The sequence below is a fragment of the Streptomyces sp. 3330 genome (assembly GCF_031456635.1).
Classification (GTDB): domain Bacteria; phylum Actinomycetota; class Actinomycetes; order Streptomycetales; family Streptomycetaceae; genus Streptomyces.
This window is the reverse complement of record NZ_JAVDVA010000001.1, coordinates 476,919-490,398: the sequence shown is the minus strand read 5'-3', so window position 1 is coordinate 490,398 and position 13,480 is coordinate 476,919. Positions and strand designations below refer to the sequence as shown.

Annotated in this window: 12 protein-coding genes; 6 read left to right on the top strand and 6 right to left on the bottom strand. The window is 71.9% G+C overall.

Annotated elements, in window-relative coordinates:
• Positions 1-13: 13 nt before the first annotated feature.
• On the bottom strand, positions 14-973 hold the full coding sequence (locus J2X68_RS02145; RefSeq protein WP_310430667.1) for a metal ABC transporter solute-binding protein, Zn/Mn family: 960 nt from the start codon (positions 971-973) through the stop codon (positions 14-16).
• Positions 974-1,144: 171 nt separating this feature from the next.
• Here J2X68_RS02145 and J2X68_RS02140 point away from each other — a divergent pair, with 171 nt between their 5' ends.
• The gene (locus J2X68_RS02140; protein ID WP_310430666.1) at positions 1,145-2,527 is read left to right on the top strand and encodes a glycine--tRNA ligase; all 1,383 of its coding nucleotides are present in this window, start codon (positions 1,145-1,147) and stop codon (positions 2,525-2,527) included.
• Positions 2,528-2,696: 169 nt separating this feature from the next.
• Here the strand turns inward: J2X68_RS02140 and J2X68_RS02135 are convergent, their stop codons facing one another.
• Positions 2,697-3,809: an endonuclease/exonuclease/phosphatase family protein gene (locus J2X68_RS02135; RefSeq protein WP_310430665.1), complete on the bottom strand. Its 1,113-nt coding sequence runs from the start codon at positions 3,807-3,809 to the stop codon at positions 2,697-2,699.
• A 209-nt stretch (positions 3,810-4,018) separates the two neighbouring features.
• Here J2X68_RS02135 and J2X68_RS02130 point away from each other — a divergent pair, with 209 nt between their 5' ends.
• From J2X68_RS02130 to J2X68_RS02120, 3 genes are read left to right on the top strand one after another with little or no spacing between them, the layout of a single operon-like run.
• The gene (locus tag J2X68_RS02130) at positions 4,019-5,029 is read left to right on the top strand and encodes an aldo/keto reductase (RefSeq protein WP_310430664.1); all 1,011 of its coding nucleotides are present in this window, start codon (positions 4,019-4,021) and stop codon (positions 5,027-5,029) included.
• 25 nt (positions 5,030-5,054) lie between these two features.
• A complete protein-coding gene (locus J2X68_RS02125) occupies positions 5,055-5,651 on the top strand; it encodes a TetR family transcriptional regulator (RefSeq protein WP_310430663.1) in 597 nt (198 codons plus the stop codon).
• The gene (locus J2X68_RS02120) at positions 5,651-6,571 is read left to right on the top strand and encodes a UTP--glucose-1-phosphate uridylyltransferase (protein WP_310430662.1); all 921 of its coding nucleotides are present in this window, start codon (positions 5,651-5,653) and stop codon (positions 6,569-6,571) included. The genes J2X68_RS02125 and J2X68_RS02120 overlap by 1 nt, the downstream gene beginning before the upstream one ends.
• Here the strand turns inward: J2X68_RS02120 and J2X68_RS02115 are convergent.
• Positions 6,525-7,514 carry a LysR family transcriptional regulator gene (locus J2X68_RS02115; RefSeq protein ID WP_310430661.1) on the bottom strand — a complete coding sequence of 330 codons (990 nt, stop codon included), beginning with the start codon at positions 7,512-7,514 and terminating at the stop codon, positions 6,525-6,527. The two genes, J2X68_RS02120 and J2X68_RS02115, sit on opposite strands and share 47 nt — an antisense overlap.
• A 134-nt stretch (positions 7,515-7,648) precedes the next feature.
• Here J2X68_RS02115 and J2X68_RS02110 point away from each other — a divergent pair, with 134 nt between their 5' ends.
• Positions 7,649-9,034: an MFS transporter gene (locus tag J2X68_RS02110; RefSeq protein ID WP_310430660.1), complete on the top strand. Its 1,386-nt coding sequence runs from the start codon at positions 7,649-7,651 to the stop codon at positions 9,032-9,034.
• Between the two features lie 35 nt (positions 9,035-9,069).
• On the opposite strand, the gene J2X68_RS02105 is transcribed toward J2X68_RS02110, so the two are convergent.
• Both J2X68_RS02105 and J2X68_RS02100 read right to left on the bottom strand, forming a co-directional pair.
• Positions 9,070-9,288 carry a hypothetical protein gene (locus J2X68_RS02105; RefSeq protein WP_020132980.1) on the bottom strand — a complete coding sequence of 73 codons (219 nt, stop codon included), beginning with the start codon at positions 9,286-9,288 and terminating at the stop codon, positions 9,070-9,072.
• A 114-nt stretch (positions 9,289-9,402) separates the two neighbouring features.
• Entirely contained in the window at positions 9,403-10,833 is a 1,431-nt protein-coding gene (locus tag J2X68_RS02100) for an MFS transporter (RefSeq protein ID WP_310430659.1), read from the bottom strand.
• A gap of 101 nt (positions 10,834-10,934) precedes the next feature.
• Between J2X68_RS02100 and J2X68_RS02095 the strand changes: the two genes are divergently transcribed.
• Positions 10,935-11,963 (top strand): helix-turn-helix transcriptional regulator, encoded by a 1,029-nt coding sequence (locus J2X68_RS02095; RefSeq protein WP_310430658.1) that lies wholly within the window; start codon positions 10,935-10,937, stop codon positions 11,961-11,963.
• Here the strand turns inward: J2X68_RS02095 and J2X68_RS02090 are convergent.
• Positions 11,953-13,398, bottom strand: coding sequence for an MFS transporter (locus J2X68_RS02090; protein ID WP_310430657.1), 1,446 nt, complete (start codon positions 13,396-13,398; stop codon positions 11,953-11,955). The genes J2X68_RS02095 and J2X68_RS02090 overlap by 11 nt on opposite strands.
• Positions 13,399-13,480: the final 82 nt, after the last annotated feature.

Here is a 13,480-nt window from a genome sequence, read left to right as displayed (position 1 = left end):
CCCTCCGTAGAGATCACTTCGTTCCCAGGGCTGTCTTCAGCGCCTCGAGGTTCGCTTCCTGGACCGCGAAGTAGTCCGTGCCCCGGGACTTCTTCGTGATGCCCTCGATCGGGTCGAGGACGTCGGTCCTGAGGTTCGCGTCGGAGGCGATGGTCTTCGCGGTCTTGTCGCTGACGAGCGTCTCGTAGAACACGGTCGTGACGCCGTCGGCCTCGGCCATCTTCTCAAGCTCCTTGACGCGGGCGGCGCTGGGCTCCGACTCGGGGTCGAGGCCGTTGATGGCCTCCTCGGTCAGGCCGTAGCGCTCGGCGAGGTAGCCGAAGGCGGCGTGGGTGGTGAGGAAGACCTTGGTCTTCGTGTTCGCCAGCCCGTCCTCGAACCGGGTGTTCAGCGCGTCGAGCTTCTTCACGAGGGTCGCGGTGTTCGCCTGGTAGGCGGCCGCGTGGTCCGGGTCGGCCTTCTCGAAGGCCTTGCCGACGCCCTCGGCGACCTCGGCGTAGCGCACCGGGTCGAGCCAGATGTGCGGGTCGAGGCCGGACGACTCCTCGTCCTCGTGGTCGTCGTGCTCGGCCGCGTGGCCGCCGACCTCGTTGCCGTGCTTCTCCAGCGTGGTGAGGGAGGCGGCGTCGATCTTCGTCTTGATCTCGGACTGGGCCACCGCGTCGTCGACGGAGGGCTGCAGGTCCTTGAGGTAGAGCACCGCGTCGGACTCCTGGAGCGCGGCGGTCTGCTTGGCGCTGATCTCCAGGTCGTGCGGCTCCTGGCCGGGCTCGGTCAGGCTGGTGACGTTCACGTGGTCCCCGCCTATCTGCTCGGCGAGGAAGGCCATCGGGTAGAACGACGCGACGACGTCGAACTTGTCCGTGTTGGCCGCGGCCGCGCTGTCGGAGGAGCAGGCGGAGAGGGTGGCGAGGCCGAGGGCGGTGGCCGCCGCGACCGCGGTGCCGGATATGAGTCGTCGTCGTACGTTCATGACACTCATTTTCAACAAATATGGAAACCGTTGTCAACAAGGCCTGGTAACGGCTGGGTAAGGGTCTGGGTAGGGATCCGATTTGGTCGAGGGGGAGTCCCCGCCGGTACCCTGAAGTCTTCTCTGGAAGCATCTCGCTTCGTCGCCCGTCGTCGTTATGAAGAGAGCACCGTGGCCGCCGACAAGATCGACACCATCGTCAGCCTGAGCAAGCGCCGTGGCTTCGTATTCCCGTGCAGTGAGATCTACGGCGGCCAGAAGGCCGCCTGGGACTACGGACCGCTGGGTGTCGAGCTCAAGGAGAACCTGAAGCGCCAGTGGTGGCGCTACATGGTGACGTCGCGCGAGGACGTGGTCGGCATCGACTCGTCCGTCATCCTGGCCCCCGAGGTCTGGGTGGCATCCGGTCACGTCGCCACGTTCTCCGACCCGCTGACCGAGTGCACCTCCTGCCACAAGCGGTTCCGTGCGGACCACCTGGAGGAGGCGTACGAGGCCAAGCACCACCGCGCGCCGGAGAACGGCCTGGCGGACGTGAACTGCCCCAACTGCGGCAACAAGGGCCAGTTCACCGAGCCCAAGCAGTTCTCGGGTCTGCTCTCCACCCACCTCGGCCCCACGCAGGACACCGGCTCCATCGCCTACCTGCGCCCCGAGACCGCCCAGGGCATCTTCACCAACTTCGCCCAGGTGCAGACCACTTCGCGCCGCAAGCCGCCGTTCGGCATCGCGCAGATGGGCAAGTCCTTCCGCAACGAGATCACGCCCGGCAACTTCATCTTCCGCACCCGCGAGTTCGAGCAGATGGAGATGGAGTTCTTCGTCAAGCCGGGCGAGGACGAGAAGTGGCAGGAGTACTGGATGGAGCAGCGCTGGAACTGGTACACCGGCCTGGGCCTGCGCGAGGAGAACATGCGGTGGTACGACCACCCGAAGGAGAAGCTCTCCCACTACTCGAAGCGCACCGCTGACATCGAGTACCGCTTCCAGTTCGGCGGCAACGAGTGGGGCGAGCTGGAGGGCGTCGCCAACCGGACCGACTTCGACCTCTCCGCGCACGCCAAGGCCTCCGGCCAGGACCTCTCCTACTTCGACCAGGAGGCCCAGGAGCGCTGGACCCCCTATGTCATCGAGCCCGCGGCCGGTGTCGGCCGCGCGATGCTGGCCTTCCTCCTCGACGCCTACATCGAGGACGAGGCGCCGAACGCCAAGGGCAAGCTGGAGAAGCGCACCGTCCTGCGCCTCGACCACCGTCTGGCCCCGGTGAAGGTCGCGGTCCTGCCGCTGTCCCGCAACCCGGAGCTGTCGCCCAAGGCCAAGGGCCTCGCCGCCGCGCTGCGTCAGAACTGGAACATCGAGTTCGACGACGCCGGCGCCATCGGCCGCCGCTACCGCCGCCAGGACGAGATTGGCACGCCGTACTGCGTGACCGTCGACTTCGACACCCTGGACGACAACGCGGTCACCGTCCGCGAGCGTGACTCGATGAAGCAGGAGCGGGTGTCCCTCGACCAGATCGAGAGCTACCTCGCCGGCCGCCTGATCGGCTGCTGACCTCGCGTTCCTTCCCCACCGCCTGACGAGTGCCGGGCCCCTTCCGAGGGGCCCGGCACTCGTCGTTCGCGGGGTTCCCGCCGCTGACGGCCGCGCAGCAGCACGTGCGCGACCCCGCCCGAGGGGTGCCGGCGTTCGCCGTGGGGCCTCGGGGCCACTTCGTCCGTGCCTACAGGTCGACGTCCACGGAGAGCGCGGCGTGGTCGGAGGCCGCGGTGCCCTTCGAGGTCACCGTGTCGAACGACTTGATGTCTTTCGCGAAGATGCCGCGGGTCTCCAGCCCGACGTGCTGGACCGTCGGCCACAGCTCGGGGGAGAGCAGCAGATAGTCGAGCTTGTCCCGCTCGCTCTTGCACTCCCCGTGGGTGCCGGGCAGTCCGCGGTAGGCGCGGTGGCTCATCACGTCACGCAGTCCGGTGTCCCGCAGGACCGAGGCCGCGGCGCTGTCCGGCTCGTCGTTGAGGTCCCCGGCGACGACGACGTGCGGGGTGCGCTCCAGCGCGGCCCGGTAGATCTCCGCGACCCGCGTCGCCTGGGCCAGGCGGAGATCGGGATTGTCCTGGAACTTGCTCTTCAGGTGGTTGCCGAGGAGCACCAGCGGCGTCCCGTTGAGCTGGATCTCGAACTCCGGGCAGTCGCGGCTGAAGAGGCGCAGGTCGGGGCGTTCGGGGTCGGTGTCGAAGAGGTGGGACCGCACGGACGTGACGGGGTGCCGGCTCAGGATCCCGATGTCGATGCCCCGGGGGTCGTTGCCGTCGATCAGCAGCGCGTAGGGGTACGGCCGCCGGCCGAGTGCTCCGGCCAGCACCTGCGTGTTGAAGCGCTCCAGGGTGAGCCGGTCCTCGACCTCCACGGTGAGCAGGATGTCGGCGTCCACCTCCGAGACCACCCGGCCGGTGTTGCGCACCACGTTCAGCTCGAAGGACTCCTGCCCCAGTTCGGCCCAACCGGCCCACGCGGAACGACCCTTGGCCGTGACCTCGATGCGGGGTCGTCTTCCGGGCTCCGGCGGCTTGAACAGTCCGGAGTCCTTGCCCGGGCGGGACTGGTTGACGTAGATCGGCGGTGGGTTCTCCGGGTCGATCTCGTAGGCCCGGTGCTTCTCGATGAGCCCGGCGATCTTCGTCTTGTCGTCGTCGGTGTACACCGGCAGGTCGAGGAGGGCGACCAGAGTGGCGAAGTCGTCGAGGATCTCCTCGCGCGCGGCCGGGTCCTCGATGCGGAAGGCCGTGGGCCGGCGGAAGAGGTTCTCCATGTTGAAGGTGGCGATGCGGATGCTCATGGCAGCCTCCATGGCGGCGCGGAGGGCCGCTCGGCCGGCGGCAGGCGCCGCCGAGGTGACTGCGCACCGACATCTCTCATTGTCCTCGGTGTGCACGGCCCGTCGAGCGGGCGGCCGGTGAACGACAGTCATGGGATGACGGACGACAGATGACAGCTGACAGCTGACAGATGTTGAAATCTGTCAGCTGTCATGCCAGGCTGGCGGGCATGACGATGCGAACCCGTTCCCTCGGCACCACCGGTCCCCAGGTCTCCGCCCTCGGCCTCGGCTGCATGGGCATGTCCGCGCTCTACGGCGAGGCGGACCGGACCGAGGGGATCGCGACGATCCACGCCGCCCTCGAGGCCGGCGTGACCCTGCTGGACACCGGCGACTTCTACGGCATGGGCCACAACGAGCTGCTGATCGGCGAAGCGCTGCGCTCCGCACCCGCGGCCCGCCGCGAACAGGCCCAGGTGAGCGTGAAGTTCGGCGCGCTGCGCGACCCGGACGGCGGCTGGAGCGGCTACGACGGCCGTCCGGCGGCCGTGAAGAACTTCGCCGCCTACTCCCTCCAGCGGCTGGGCGTCGACCACATCGACGTCTACCGCATCGCCCGGCTCGACCCCGACGTGCCGATCGAGGAGACGGTCGGCGCGATCGCCGAGCTGGTCGAGAAGGGGCACGTCCGGCACATCGGCCTCAGCGAGGTCGGCGCCGACACCATCCGCAGGGCCGCCGCCACCGCCCCGATCGCCGACCTCCAGATCGAGTACGCGCTGATCTCACGCGGCATCGAGAGGTCGATCCTGCCCGTCACCCGGGAGCTGGGGATCTCCATCACGGCGTACGGCGTGCTGTCGCGCGGCCTGATCTCGGGGCACTTCACCGCCGACCGCAAGCTCGCGGCCGACGACTTCCGGGCCTATTCGCCCCGTTTCCAGGGCGACAACCTCCAGCACAACCTGAACCTGGTGGAGGCCCTGCGGAAGATCGCCGAGCAGAAGGGCGTCTCCGTCGCGCAGATCGCGATCGCCTGGGTGCTCGCCCAGGGCGAGGACATCGTGCCGCTGGTCGGCGCCCGGACCAGGGAGCGGCTGGCGGAGTCGCTCGGCGCGCTGGACGTCGTCCTGGAGGCCGCCGACCTCGCCGCGATCGAGGACGCCGTCCCGGCCGGCGCGGCCGCCGGCGACCGCTACTCGGCCGCCGCGATGGCCCACCTCGACAGCGAGCGCTGACCCGCACTCCGGGTACGGTCTGAACATGTCACCGACCACCGAGACCCTGACCGCCGAGCGCATCCTCGAGGCGACCGAGGAGGTGCTGCGCCGCCACGGCCCGGCCAAGGCCACGGTGGTCGACGTGGCCCGCGCGCTCGGCGTCAGCCACGGCAGCGTCTACCGGCACTTCCGGACGAAGGCGGCGCTGCGCGAGGCGGTCACGAAGCGGTGGCTGGACCGTACGTCCGAGACCCTCTCCGCCATCACCGACGACGGCGCGCGCGCCCCGGAGACCCGGCTGCGCGACTGGCTCGCGGCCCTCTTCGAGGCCAAACGGCGCAAGGCGGGCGACGACCCCGAGCTGTTCGCCACCTACATGGTGCTGACCGGGGAGGCCGGCCAGGTGGTGGGCGAACACCTCGCCGACCTGACCGGCCAGCTCACCCGGATCATCGAGGCGGGCGTGGCGTCCGGCGACTTCGCCGCCCCCGATCCGAGGACCACCGCGGCAGCCGTCTTCCAGGCCACCGGGCGCTTCCACGACCCGGGCTACCACCGGGTGTGGGAGCGGCCCGGGGCCCAGGAGGACTTCACGGCGCTGGTGGATCTGCTGATGCGCGGGCTGCGGAGGGCCGTCTGATGTCGCCGACGATCCGCCGGGCCGTGATCCCCGCCGCCGGGCTGGGCTCCCGGCTGCTGCCCCTGACGAAGGCGATCCCGAAGGAGATGCTCCCGGTCGGCGACAAGCCGGTGATCGAGCACACCGTGCGCGAGCTGGTGGACTCCGGCATCACCGACATCACGATCGTCGTCTCCGGCGGCAAGAGCCTGATCCAGGACCACTTCCGCCCGAACCCGGCCCTCGTCGAGCAGCTCCGCGCCGACGGCAAGACGGCCTACGCGGACGCGGTCGAGGAGGTGGCCGAGCTGGCCCGCAGGGGCCACATCACCTACCTCGACCAGCACGGCCCGTACGGCAACGGCACCCCGGTGCTGAACGCCGCCCGCTCCTTCGGGGACGAGCCGGTCCTCGTGCTCTGGCCCGACGACGTCTTCGTCGCCGAGACCCCCCGCGCCCAGCAGCTGATCCGGGCCTACGAGCAGACCGGCTGCCCGGTGCTGGCCCTGCTGCCGATGGACCCCGCCGACTCCCAGCGCTACGGCGTCCCCGTCGTCAAGGAGGACCTCGGCGACGGGACCCTGCGCATCACCGGCCTGGTCGAGAAACCCGACCCCGCGCGGGCGCCGTCGTCGTACGCGGCCATCGGCGGCTACGTCATCACCCCCGGCATCATCGACGAGCTGCGCGAGCAGACCCGCCGCTGGTACGAGCACCGGACCGGGGAGATCTACCTGACCGACGCCATCAACGCCTACGCCCGCGGCCGCGCGGTGTACGGCCAGGTCATCCAGGGCCGCTGGTACGACACCGGCAACCCGGCCGACTACCTCGTCGCCCAGCTGGCCCACGCCCTGGCCCACCCCGAGTACGGGCCGGCGCTGCGGGGCCTGGTCAAGGACCTGGACGCCCGGGGCGACCGGGCGCCTCACGCCCGCTGACCAGCGCTCGACGCGGCACGACCCAGCCCGGCGTCCAGGTCCCGGCGTCGCCCTGACCGGCGCCCGTGGCATCGAGGTGGGCGCGCAGGGTGGCCAGCGCCGGATGGGGGTTGTCGCGGCGCCACAGGAGCGAGTGCGGGTAGACGGGCGTCGGGTCGGTCACCGGGATCAGGCGCAGGCCGTGGCCGTCGGGCCAGACGAGGCGGGTCCGCCCGCCCATGAAGGTGGCCAGGGCCGGGGTGTCGGCGATGGTGTCGAGGAGCGCGTCGGAGCCGAAGTTGGGGCCGGTCGCCTCGATGGTGAGGCCGAACTCGGCGACGAGGTCGTCGTAGTAGGCGGTCCACTCGGTCCCGGGGGCGAGGCCGGGCATCCAGATCCGGTGCCCGGCGAGCCGGGCGAGGGGCACCGACCGGGCGCCCGCCAGCGCGTGGGCGGGGCCGGTGAGGAGCCGGAGCGGCTCGTCGAGCACCCGGACGGACTCGATGTCCTCGGGCAGCGGCCGGCCGGGCGCGGCGACGGCGCGGAAGGACGCGTCGATCGCACCGGAGCGGATGGCGGCGACGGCCGCCTCGATGTCGAACAGCATCACCACGTCGAGGTCGATCTCGGGGTGTGCGCGGTGGAAGCCGCGCATGAGGCCGGTCGCCGCGCTCCGTGAGGTGATCACGTCGACGCGCAGCGGACGGCGGCCCGCGCGCACGGACGTGACCGCGCGCTCGCCGACGCGCAGCAGCTCGCGGGCGTGCGGCAGGAACGCCTGCCCGTCGATGGTGAGTTCGGCGCCGCGCGGGGTGCGGGTGAACAACCGCACGCCGAGGTCGCGCTCCAGCGCGGCGATGCGCTTGGAGACGGCCTGCTGGGTGACCGCCAGCTCGGCGGCCGCCTCCTGGAACTGTCCCGCTTCCGCGGCGGCGACGAAGGTCCGGACGGTGTCGAGGTCCATGCCGACACCTTAGGGACACAACCACGGGTTGTGGCCGGGCGGCCCTCCGGTTGTTTGATCGCTGGGTGCGGTGCTCGCTTTGATGCTTCCGGACGCGGATCGGTTGTGCGGGCGAGTGGCGAGGGGTGGCGGTCATGAGGAGCGGGCACCGGCCAGGGCCGCCGCCCGGGCACGGGTCGGGGCGCCGGTCCGGGCATCGGCCGGGGCGCCGGTCCGGGCATCGGCCGGGGCGGCCGTTCGGGTGGCTCTGGGGGGCGTACGGGACCAGCGCGCTCGGCACCTGGCTCGCCTTCGGCGCGTTCCCCCTGATCGCCGTCCAGGTGCTCCACGCCGGGCCGGCCGAGGTCGCCGCGCTCTCCTCCGCGGGCGCTGCGGTGGGCGCGGTCGTGGCGGTGCCGCTCGGTCCGTGGGTGGAGTTCCGCCGCAAGCGGCCGGTGCTCATCACGATGGACCTGGTGCGGTGCGCGGCGCTGCTGACGATCCCCGTGGCGTTCGCGCTCGGCGTCCTCACCTTCCTGCAGCTCCTGCTGCTCTCGGTGGTCGTCGCGGCGGCCGACATCACCTTCCGCGCCGCCTCCGGCGCGTATCTGAAGACCCTGCTGCCGCCCGAGGACCTGCTCGTCGCCAACGCCCGCCTCGAGTCCACGGCCTGGACGACCACGATCATCGGACCCCCGCTCGGCGGCGCGGCGATCGGGCTCCTCGGCCCGGTGGCGACGGTGGTGGCCGACGCGGTCAGCTACCTGCTGTCGGCCCTGGGCCTGCGCGCGATACGCGGAGACGAGCCGCCGGCCGGGCGCCGGGAGGCCTCGCGCATGCGGGCCGCCGACCTGCTCGACGGGTGGCGGTACATCCTCGCCGACGCGACGCTGCGCCCCCTGTTCTTCAACACCGCCCTGTTCAACGGCCTGGTGATGGCCGCCCAGCCGCTGCTGGCCGTCCTGATGATCGGCCCGCTCGGGTTCGCTCCGTGGCAGTACGGCCTCGCCTTCGGCGCGCCCGCGATCGGCGGGCTGCTCGGGTCGCGGCTGGCCCGGCCGCTCGTCACCCGGTTCGGCCGGTACCGGGTCCTGGTCGGGTCGGGGGCGCTGCGCGCGGTCTGGCCCGTCGGCCTGGCCTTCCTCGGACCGGGCGCGGGCGGGCTGCTGCTGGTGACGGGCGTCGAGCTCGGGCTCATCTTCTGCTGCGGGGTCTTCAATCCCGTGTACGCCACCCACCGCCTGGAGCGCACCGCGCCCGACCGGGTCGCCCGCACCCTGTCCGCCTGGGGGGTGACGACCAAGGCGTCGACCGCGCTCCTGACGGCCGGCTGGGGCGTGCTGGGCGGCCTGCTCGGCCCGCGCACGGCCATCGGCCTGGCCGGCGTCCTCCTGCTCGCCACCCCGCTCCTGCTGCCCCGCCGCACGGCGGCGCGCCTCCCCGCGCCGGAGCCCGATCCGGAGCCGGAGCAAGAACCCGGACCGCAGCAGGAACCCAGGCCGCAGCCGCAGGAACCCGAGCCGGAGCCGGACCGCGCGTGACGGGCCGTGTCCGGGAGTCCATGGGCGGCCGGAAGTCACCGCGGCTCGCGGCCCTCCGAGGGATCCACCGTCGCCTGATGCGCCTCGGCGAGGTGTTCCTCGGCCTTCAGCCAGGGCAGGAACTGCGCCCCCTTGCGCCAGCCGCAGGTGTCGCATCTGATCGTGCGCTGCACTCCCGCGCGCCGCACTCTGACGACATGCTCCCGCCCGTGCTGGTCCCAGCGGCTCACCTTGCTCGTGTTGATCTCCAGCATCACGCCTCCCGAAATCTCGGCCAGCAAGGAGTGTGCAGCAATACCAACATCAACAGGAGCTTCGCCCGGTCGAGTTGACCGAGCCGTTCCCGAGCCCGGTCCGGGTTGCCCGGGTCACCCCACCCTGCGCGGCAGCCGCAGGCTGAGCAGACCCGTCACGACGACCCCGCCCAACTGCACGGCCAGCGTGGTGACCAGGGCGTCCCGCATGCCCATCCCCGGGACCAGGGACAGGAACAGGGTGCCGAGCGTGGCCACGCCCAGTGCCAGCGAGGCCTGTTGGGTGGTCACCATCACGCCGCTGCCGACACCCGCGCGGGCGGGCGGCACCTCGGACATCACGATCCGCATGACGACGGGCAGTTGGAGCGCCTGCCCCGCACCGGCGACCGCCGCGCCCGGCAGCAGCGCGACCAAGCCGACGTCCGGCCAGTCGGCGCGTACCGCCAGCAGGATGAGGACGACACCCAGGCCCTGGACCACCGAGCCCGCCGTGACCACCCGGGCCCCGAACCGCGTCACCAGCCGCGGCCCGGCCAGCGAGACGAGGAAGAACGCCAGGGCCATCGGCGCGAGCGCGAGACCGGCCGCCACCGGACCCAGACCCGCCCCGCTCTGGAGCGCCACGGCGATGACGAACATGAAGCCGCTGAAGCCGATCGAGAACGGCACCATGAGCGTCAGACCGCGCCGCAGCGGGGTGAGCGCGAACAGACTCGGCGGCACCAGCGGGGTGCGGCCCTGCCGGTCGGCCCGCCGCTCCACCGCGACGAACGCGCCCGTCACCAGCGGGAACGCGGCCAGCGACAGCCACGTCCACAGCGGCCAGCCCGCCGCCCGGCCCTCGGTGAGCGGGGCGAGCAGTGTCAGCAGGGCGGCGGCCAGGAGCACGGTGCCGGGTCCGTCCACGGGCTCGGGACGCCGCGAACGCGTCTCCGGGACGGTACGGACGGCGAGGAGGAGCCCGACGACCACGACGGGGACGTTCACCAGGAACACGGACCGCCAGCCGCTGCCGGCGAGGTCCGCGGCGACGAGCACGCCGCCCAGGATCTGGCCCGCGACCATGGCCAGGCCGGCGGTCGCGCCGTACAGGCTCATCGCCTTGGCGCGACGCGGCCCCTCGGTGGACGACTGGATGGTGGCGAGCACCTGCGGGACCATCGCGGCGGCCGACGCGCCCTGCGCGACCCGCGCCGCGACCAGCGACCACGCGTCGGGCGCGAGCCCGCAGGCCAGCGAGGTCAGGCCGAAGGCGGCCATACCGCCCAGGAAGAGCCGGCGCCGGCCGAACAGGTCGCCCAGCCGTCCGCCCGGCACGAGCAGGACGGCGTACGCGAGCCCGTACCCGGCGACGACGAGTTCGAGGACGGACGCGTTCGCGGCGAGATCCCGGCCCATGGTGGGCAGGGCGACGTTGACGATGAAGAAGTCGATCAGGGGGAGTGCCGCGCCGATCAGCACGGTGAACAGCCCGAGCGAGCCGAGCGCGCGGGGCGCCGGGACCGTCCGTGCGGCGGCCGGGGTGGTGAGGGTTTCAGTCACGCCCCCGAGCCTGCGCCGCCGCCCAGACGGGTACCAGATTCTTCTTATCCTGGTAGAAGGACTACCTGGCAACAGGGTCCGGGCGGCCGCACGCTGGAGGCATGACGACGATGGCCGAGGAAGCACGTGCGCGCGAGAGCCGGGGAACCCGCGAGGTCCAGGGGAGCCGCGAGGCGCCCGAGGACGGCAGGTCGCGCGGATCCGGCGGCTCGGAGATCCGGCGCCACGAGCTGGCCGCCTTCCTGCGCAGCCGCCGCGAGCGGATCACGCCCGAGCAGGTGGGCCTCCCGCGGGGAGCGCGCCGCCGCACGCCGGGGCTGCGCCGCGAGGAGGTCGCCCATCTTTCGGCGGTGGGCGTCACCTGGTACACCTGGCTCGAACAGTCCCGGGACATCCAGGTCTCGGTCCAGGTGCTCGACGCCCTCGCCCGCACCCTGCTGCTCGACCCGAGCGAACGGGCCCACCTCTTCCAGCTGGCCGCCGCGACCGACCCGACGCCCGCCTCGTCGTGCACCGGGATCACCGACGCCGTACGCAAGGTGCTCGACCAGCTCGACCCGCTGCCCGCCTGCGTCCAGAACAGCCGCTACGACATCCTGGCCTACAACCGCACCTACGCCCATCTGCTCTGCGACCTCGACGCGATCCCGCCCGAGGACCGCAACTGCATGATCCTCGTCCACACCCATCCGCAGTGGCGCGAGTCGGTCGTCCACCTCGACGAGACCATGCGCCTGATGGCGGCGAAGCTCCGCGCCTCCATGGCCGGCCATCTCACCGAGCCCGCCTGGAAGATGCTGGTCAAGCGGCTCCAGACGGAGTCCCCGGAGTTCCGCGAGAACTGGGAGCGCTACGAGGTCGTCGCGACCCGCAGCAAGACCAAGCAGTTCCGCAACCCGCACGTCGGCCTTCTCGACCTCACCCACACCGACCTCTGGCTGAGCCCGGAACTCGGGGCGCGCCTGGTGACGTACGCGCCGGCGGACGAGGTGGCGCGGCAGCGGCTGGAGCAGCTCCACGCGTTCGCGCGGGCGGCCACCGCCGAGGGCGCGGAGCCCGCCGGGACCGTCGCGAGCGCCGGAATCGCCGGAAGCGCCGGAACCGCCGGAAGCGCCGGGGTCAGGCGCTGAGGCTCGCGGCCTCCCGGACCTCGGGCGAATCCAGTCGCCGCGCGGTCAGTTCCGCCGTCCGCCGGGCCCAGGGCCCGGTGGTCACGGCGCCCAGGGCGAGGACGACGACACCGCAGCCGGCGAGGATCCACCAGCCGGGGACGGCGGCGGAGACGAAGGTGTCGCGGTACGCCGAGCTGGTCACGCCCGCCGCCAGGACCGCGCCGATCACCGCGACGCCCAGCGTCTGCCCCAGCTGGCGGCTGGTGGAGGCGACCGCCGCCGCGACCCCCGCCTGACCGCGCGGCATGCCCGACACCGCCGTGTTCGTGATCGGCGCGTTCACGAACCCGAAGCCCACGCCGAACAGCATGTACCCGAGGAACAGCGTCACGTCGGACGTCTCCGCCTCGAAGACGGCGAACAGCAGCCCGCTCGTCGTGATCGCGGCGCCCGAGATCAGCAGCGGCAGCCGCGGCCCCCGGCTGCCGACCAGCCGCCCGGACAGCGGGGCGCACAGGAACATCGGCACCGCCATGGGCAGCATCCACAGCCCGGCGTGCAGGGCGTCCAGGCCCCGGACGTTCTGGAGGTACAGCGTGGACAGGAACAGGAAGCCGCCCAGCGCGGCGAACGCGCTGACCGCGACCACGGTCGCCCCGCTGAACGGGACCGACCGGAAGAAACGCAGGTCGACGAGGGGTTCCTCGCGCCGGGGCTCGTACCGGAGCAGGCCGATCAGCGCGGCCAGCGCCACCGCGGCGAAGGGCACGCTGGTCGCCGCGCCCGCCTCCGGCGCCTCGATGATCGCGTAGGTGAGGGGACCGAACAGGGCGATGACGAGCAGCTGGCCGACCGGGTCGGGGCGGCGGGCCTTAGGCGCGCGGGACTCGGGGACGTACCGCAGGGTCGCCAGCAGGGCGACCAGGCCGATCGGCAGGTTCAGCCAGAAGATCGACCGCCAGCCGACGGACTCCACCAGGAGCCCGCCCAGCAGCGGGCCCGCGGCCATCGAGATGCCCACGACCGCGCCCCACACGCCGATCGCCCGGGCCCGCTCGCGCGGGTCGGTGAAGGTGTTGGTGATGATCGACATGGCGACCGGGTTCAGCATCGAGCCGCCGACCGCCTGCACCGTCCGGGCCGCGATCAGCAGTTCCAGGTTCGGGGCGAGCGAGCACAGCAGCGAGCCGAACGTGAACACGACCAGCCCGGCCATGAAGACCTTCTTGCGGCCGATCCGGTCGGCGGTCGACCCCGCGAGCATCAGCAGCACGGCCAGCACGAGCGTGTAGGCGTCGATCGTCCACTGGAGGCCGGCGGTGGAGGCGTGCAGGTCGCTCTGCATGGCGGGCAGCGCGACATTGAGAACGGTGACGTCGAGACTGACGATCAGCAGGCTCATGCAGCAGATCGCGAGAACGAGAAAACGTCGGCGAGAACTGAGCTCGGGCATGCGGACCATCGTACGCCGATATCAATAGTGCGCCTAACTAATGGTCGGTACATGCTCTGCGGTGGCATCGGGAGCGGACCCG

What these genes read in the sequence shown, in the direction of transcription:
- J2X68_RS02145 (WP_310430667.1), bottom strand. Translation starts at nt 973, where the DNA reads ATGAACGTACGACGACGACTCATATCCGGCACCGCGGTCGCGGCGGCC.
- J2X68_RS02135 (WP_310430665.1), bottom strand. Translation starts at nt 3,809, where the DNA reads ATGAGCATCCGCATCGCCACCTTCAACATGGAGAACCTCTTCCGCCGG.
- J2X68_RS02130 (WP_310430664.1), top strand. Translation starts at nt 4,019, where the DNA reads ATGACGATGCGAACCCGTTCCCTCGGCACCACCGGTCCCCAGGTCTCC.
- J2X68_RS02125 (WP_310430663.1), top strand. Translation starts at nt 5,055, where the DNA reads ATGTCACCGACCACCGAGACCCTGACCGCCGAGCGCATCCTCGAGGCG.
- J2X68_RS02120 (WP_310430662.1), top strand. Translation starts at nt 5,651, where the DNA reads ATGTCGCCGACGATCCGCCGGGCCGTGATCCCCGCCGCCGGGCTGGGC.
- J2X68_RS02115 (WP_310430661.1), bottom strand. Translation starts at nt 7,514, where the DNA reads ATGGACCTCGACACCGTCCGGACCTTCGTCGCCGCCGCGGAAGCGGGA.
- J2X68_RS02110 (WP_310430660.1), top strand. Translation starts at nt 7,649, where the DNA reads ATGAGGAGCGGGCACCGGCCAGGGCCGCCGCCCGGGCACGGGTCGGGG.
- J2X68_RS02105 (WP_020132980.1), bottom strand. Translation starts at nt 9,288, where the DNA reads ATGCTGGAGATCAACACGAGCAAGGTGAGCCGCTGGGACCAGCACGGG.
- J2X68_RS02095 (WP_310430658.1), top strand. Translation starts at nt 10,935, where the DNA reads ATGACGACGATGGCCGAGGAAGCACGTGCGCGCGAGAGCCGGGGAACC.
- J2X68_RS02090 (WP_310430657.1), bottom strand. Translation starts at nt 13,398, where the DNA reads ATGCCCGAGCTCAGTTCTCGCCGACGTTTTCTCGTTCTCGCGATCTGC.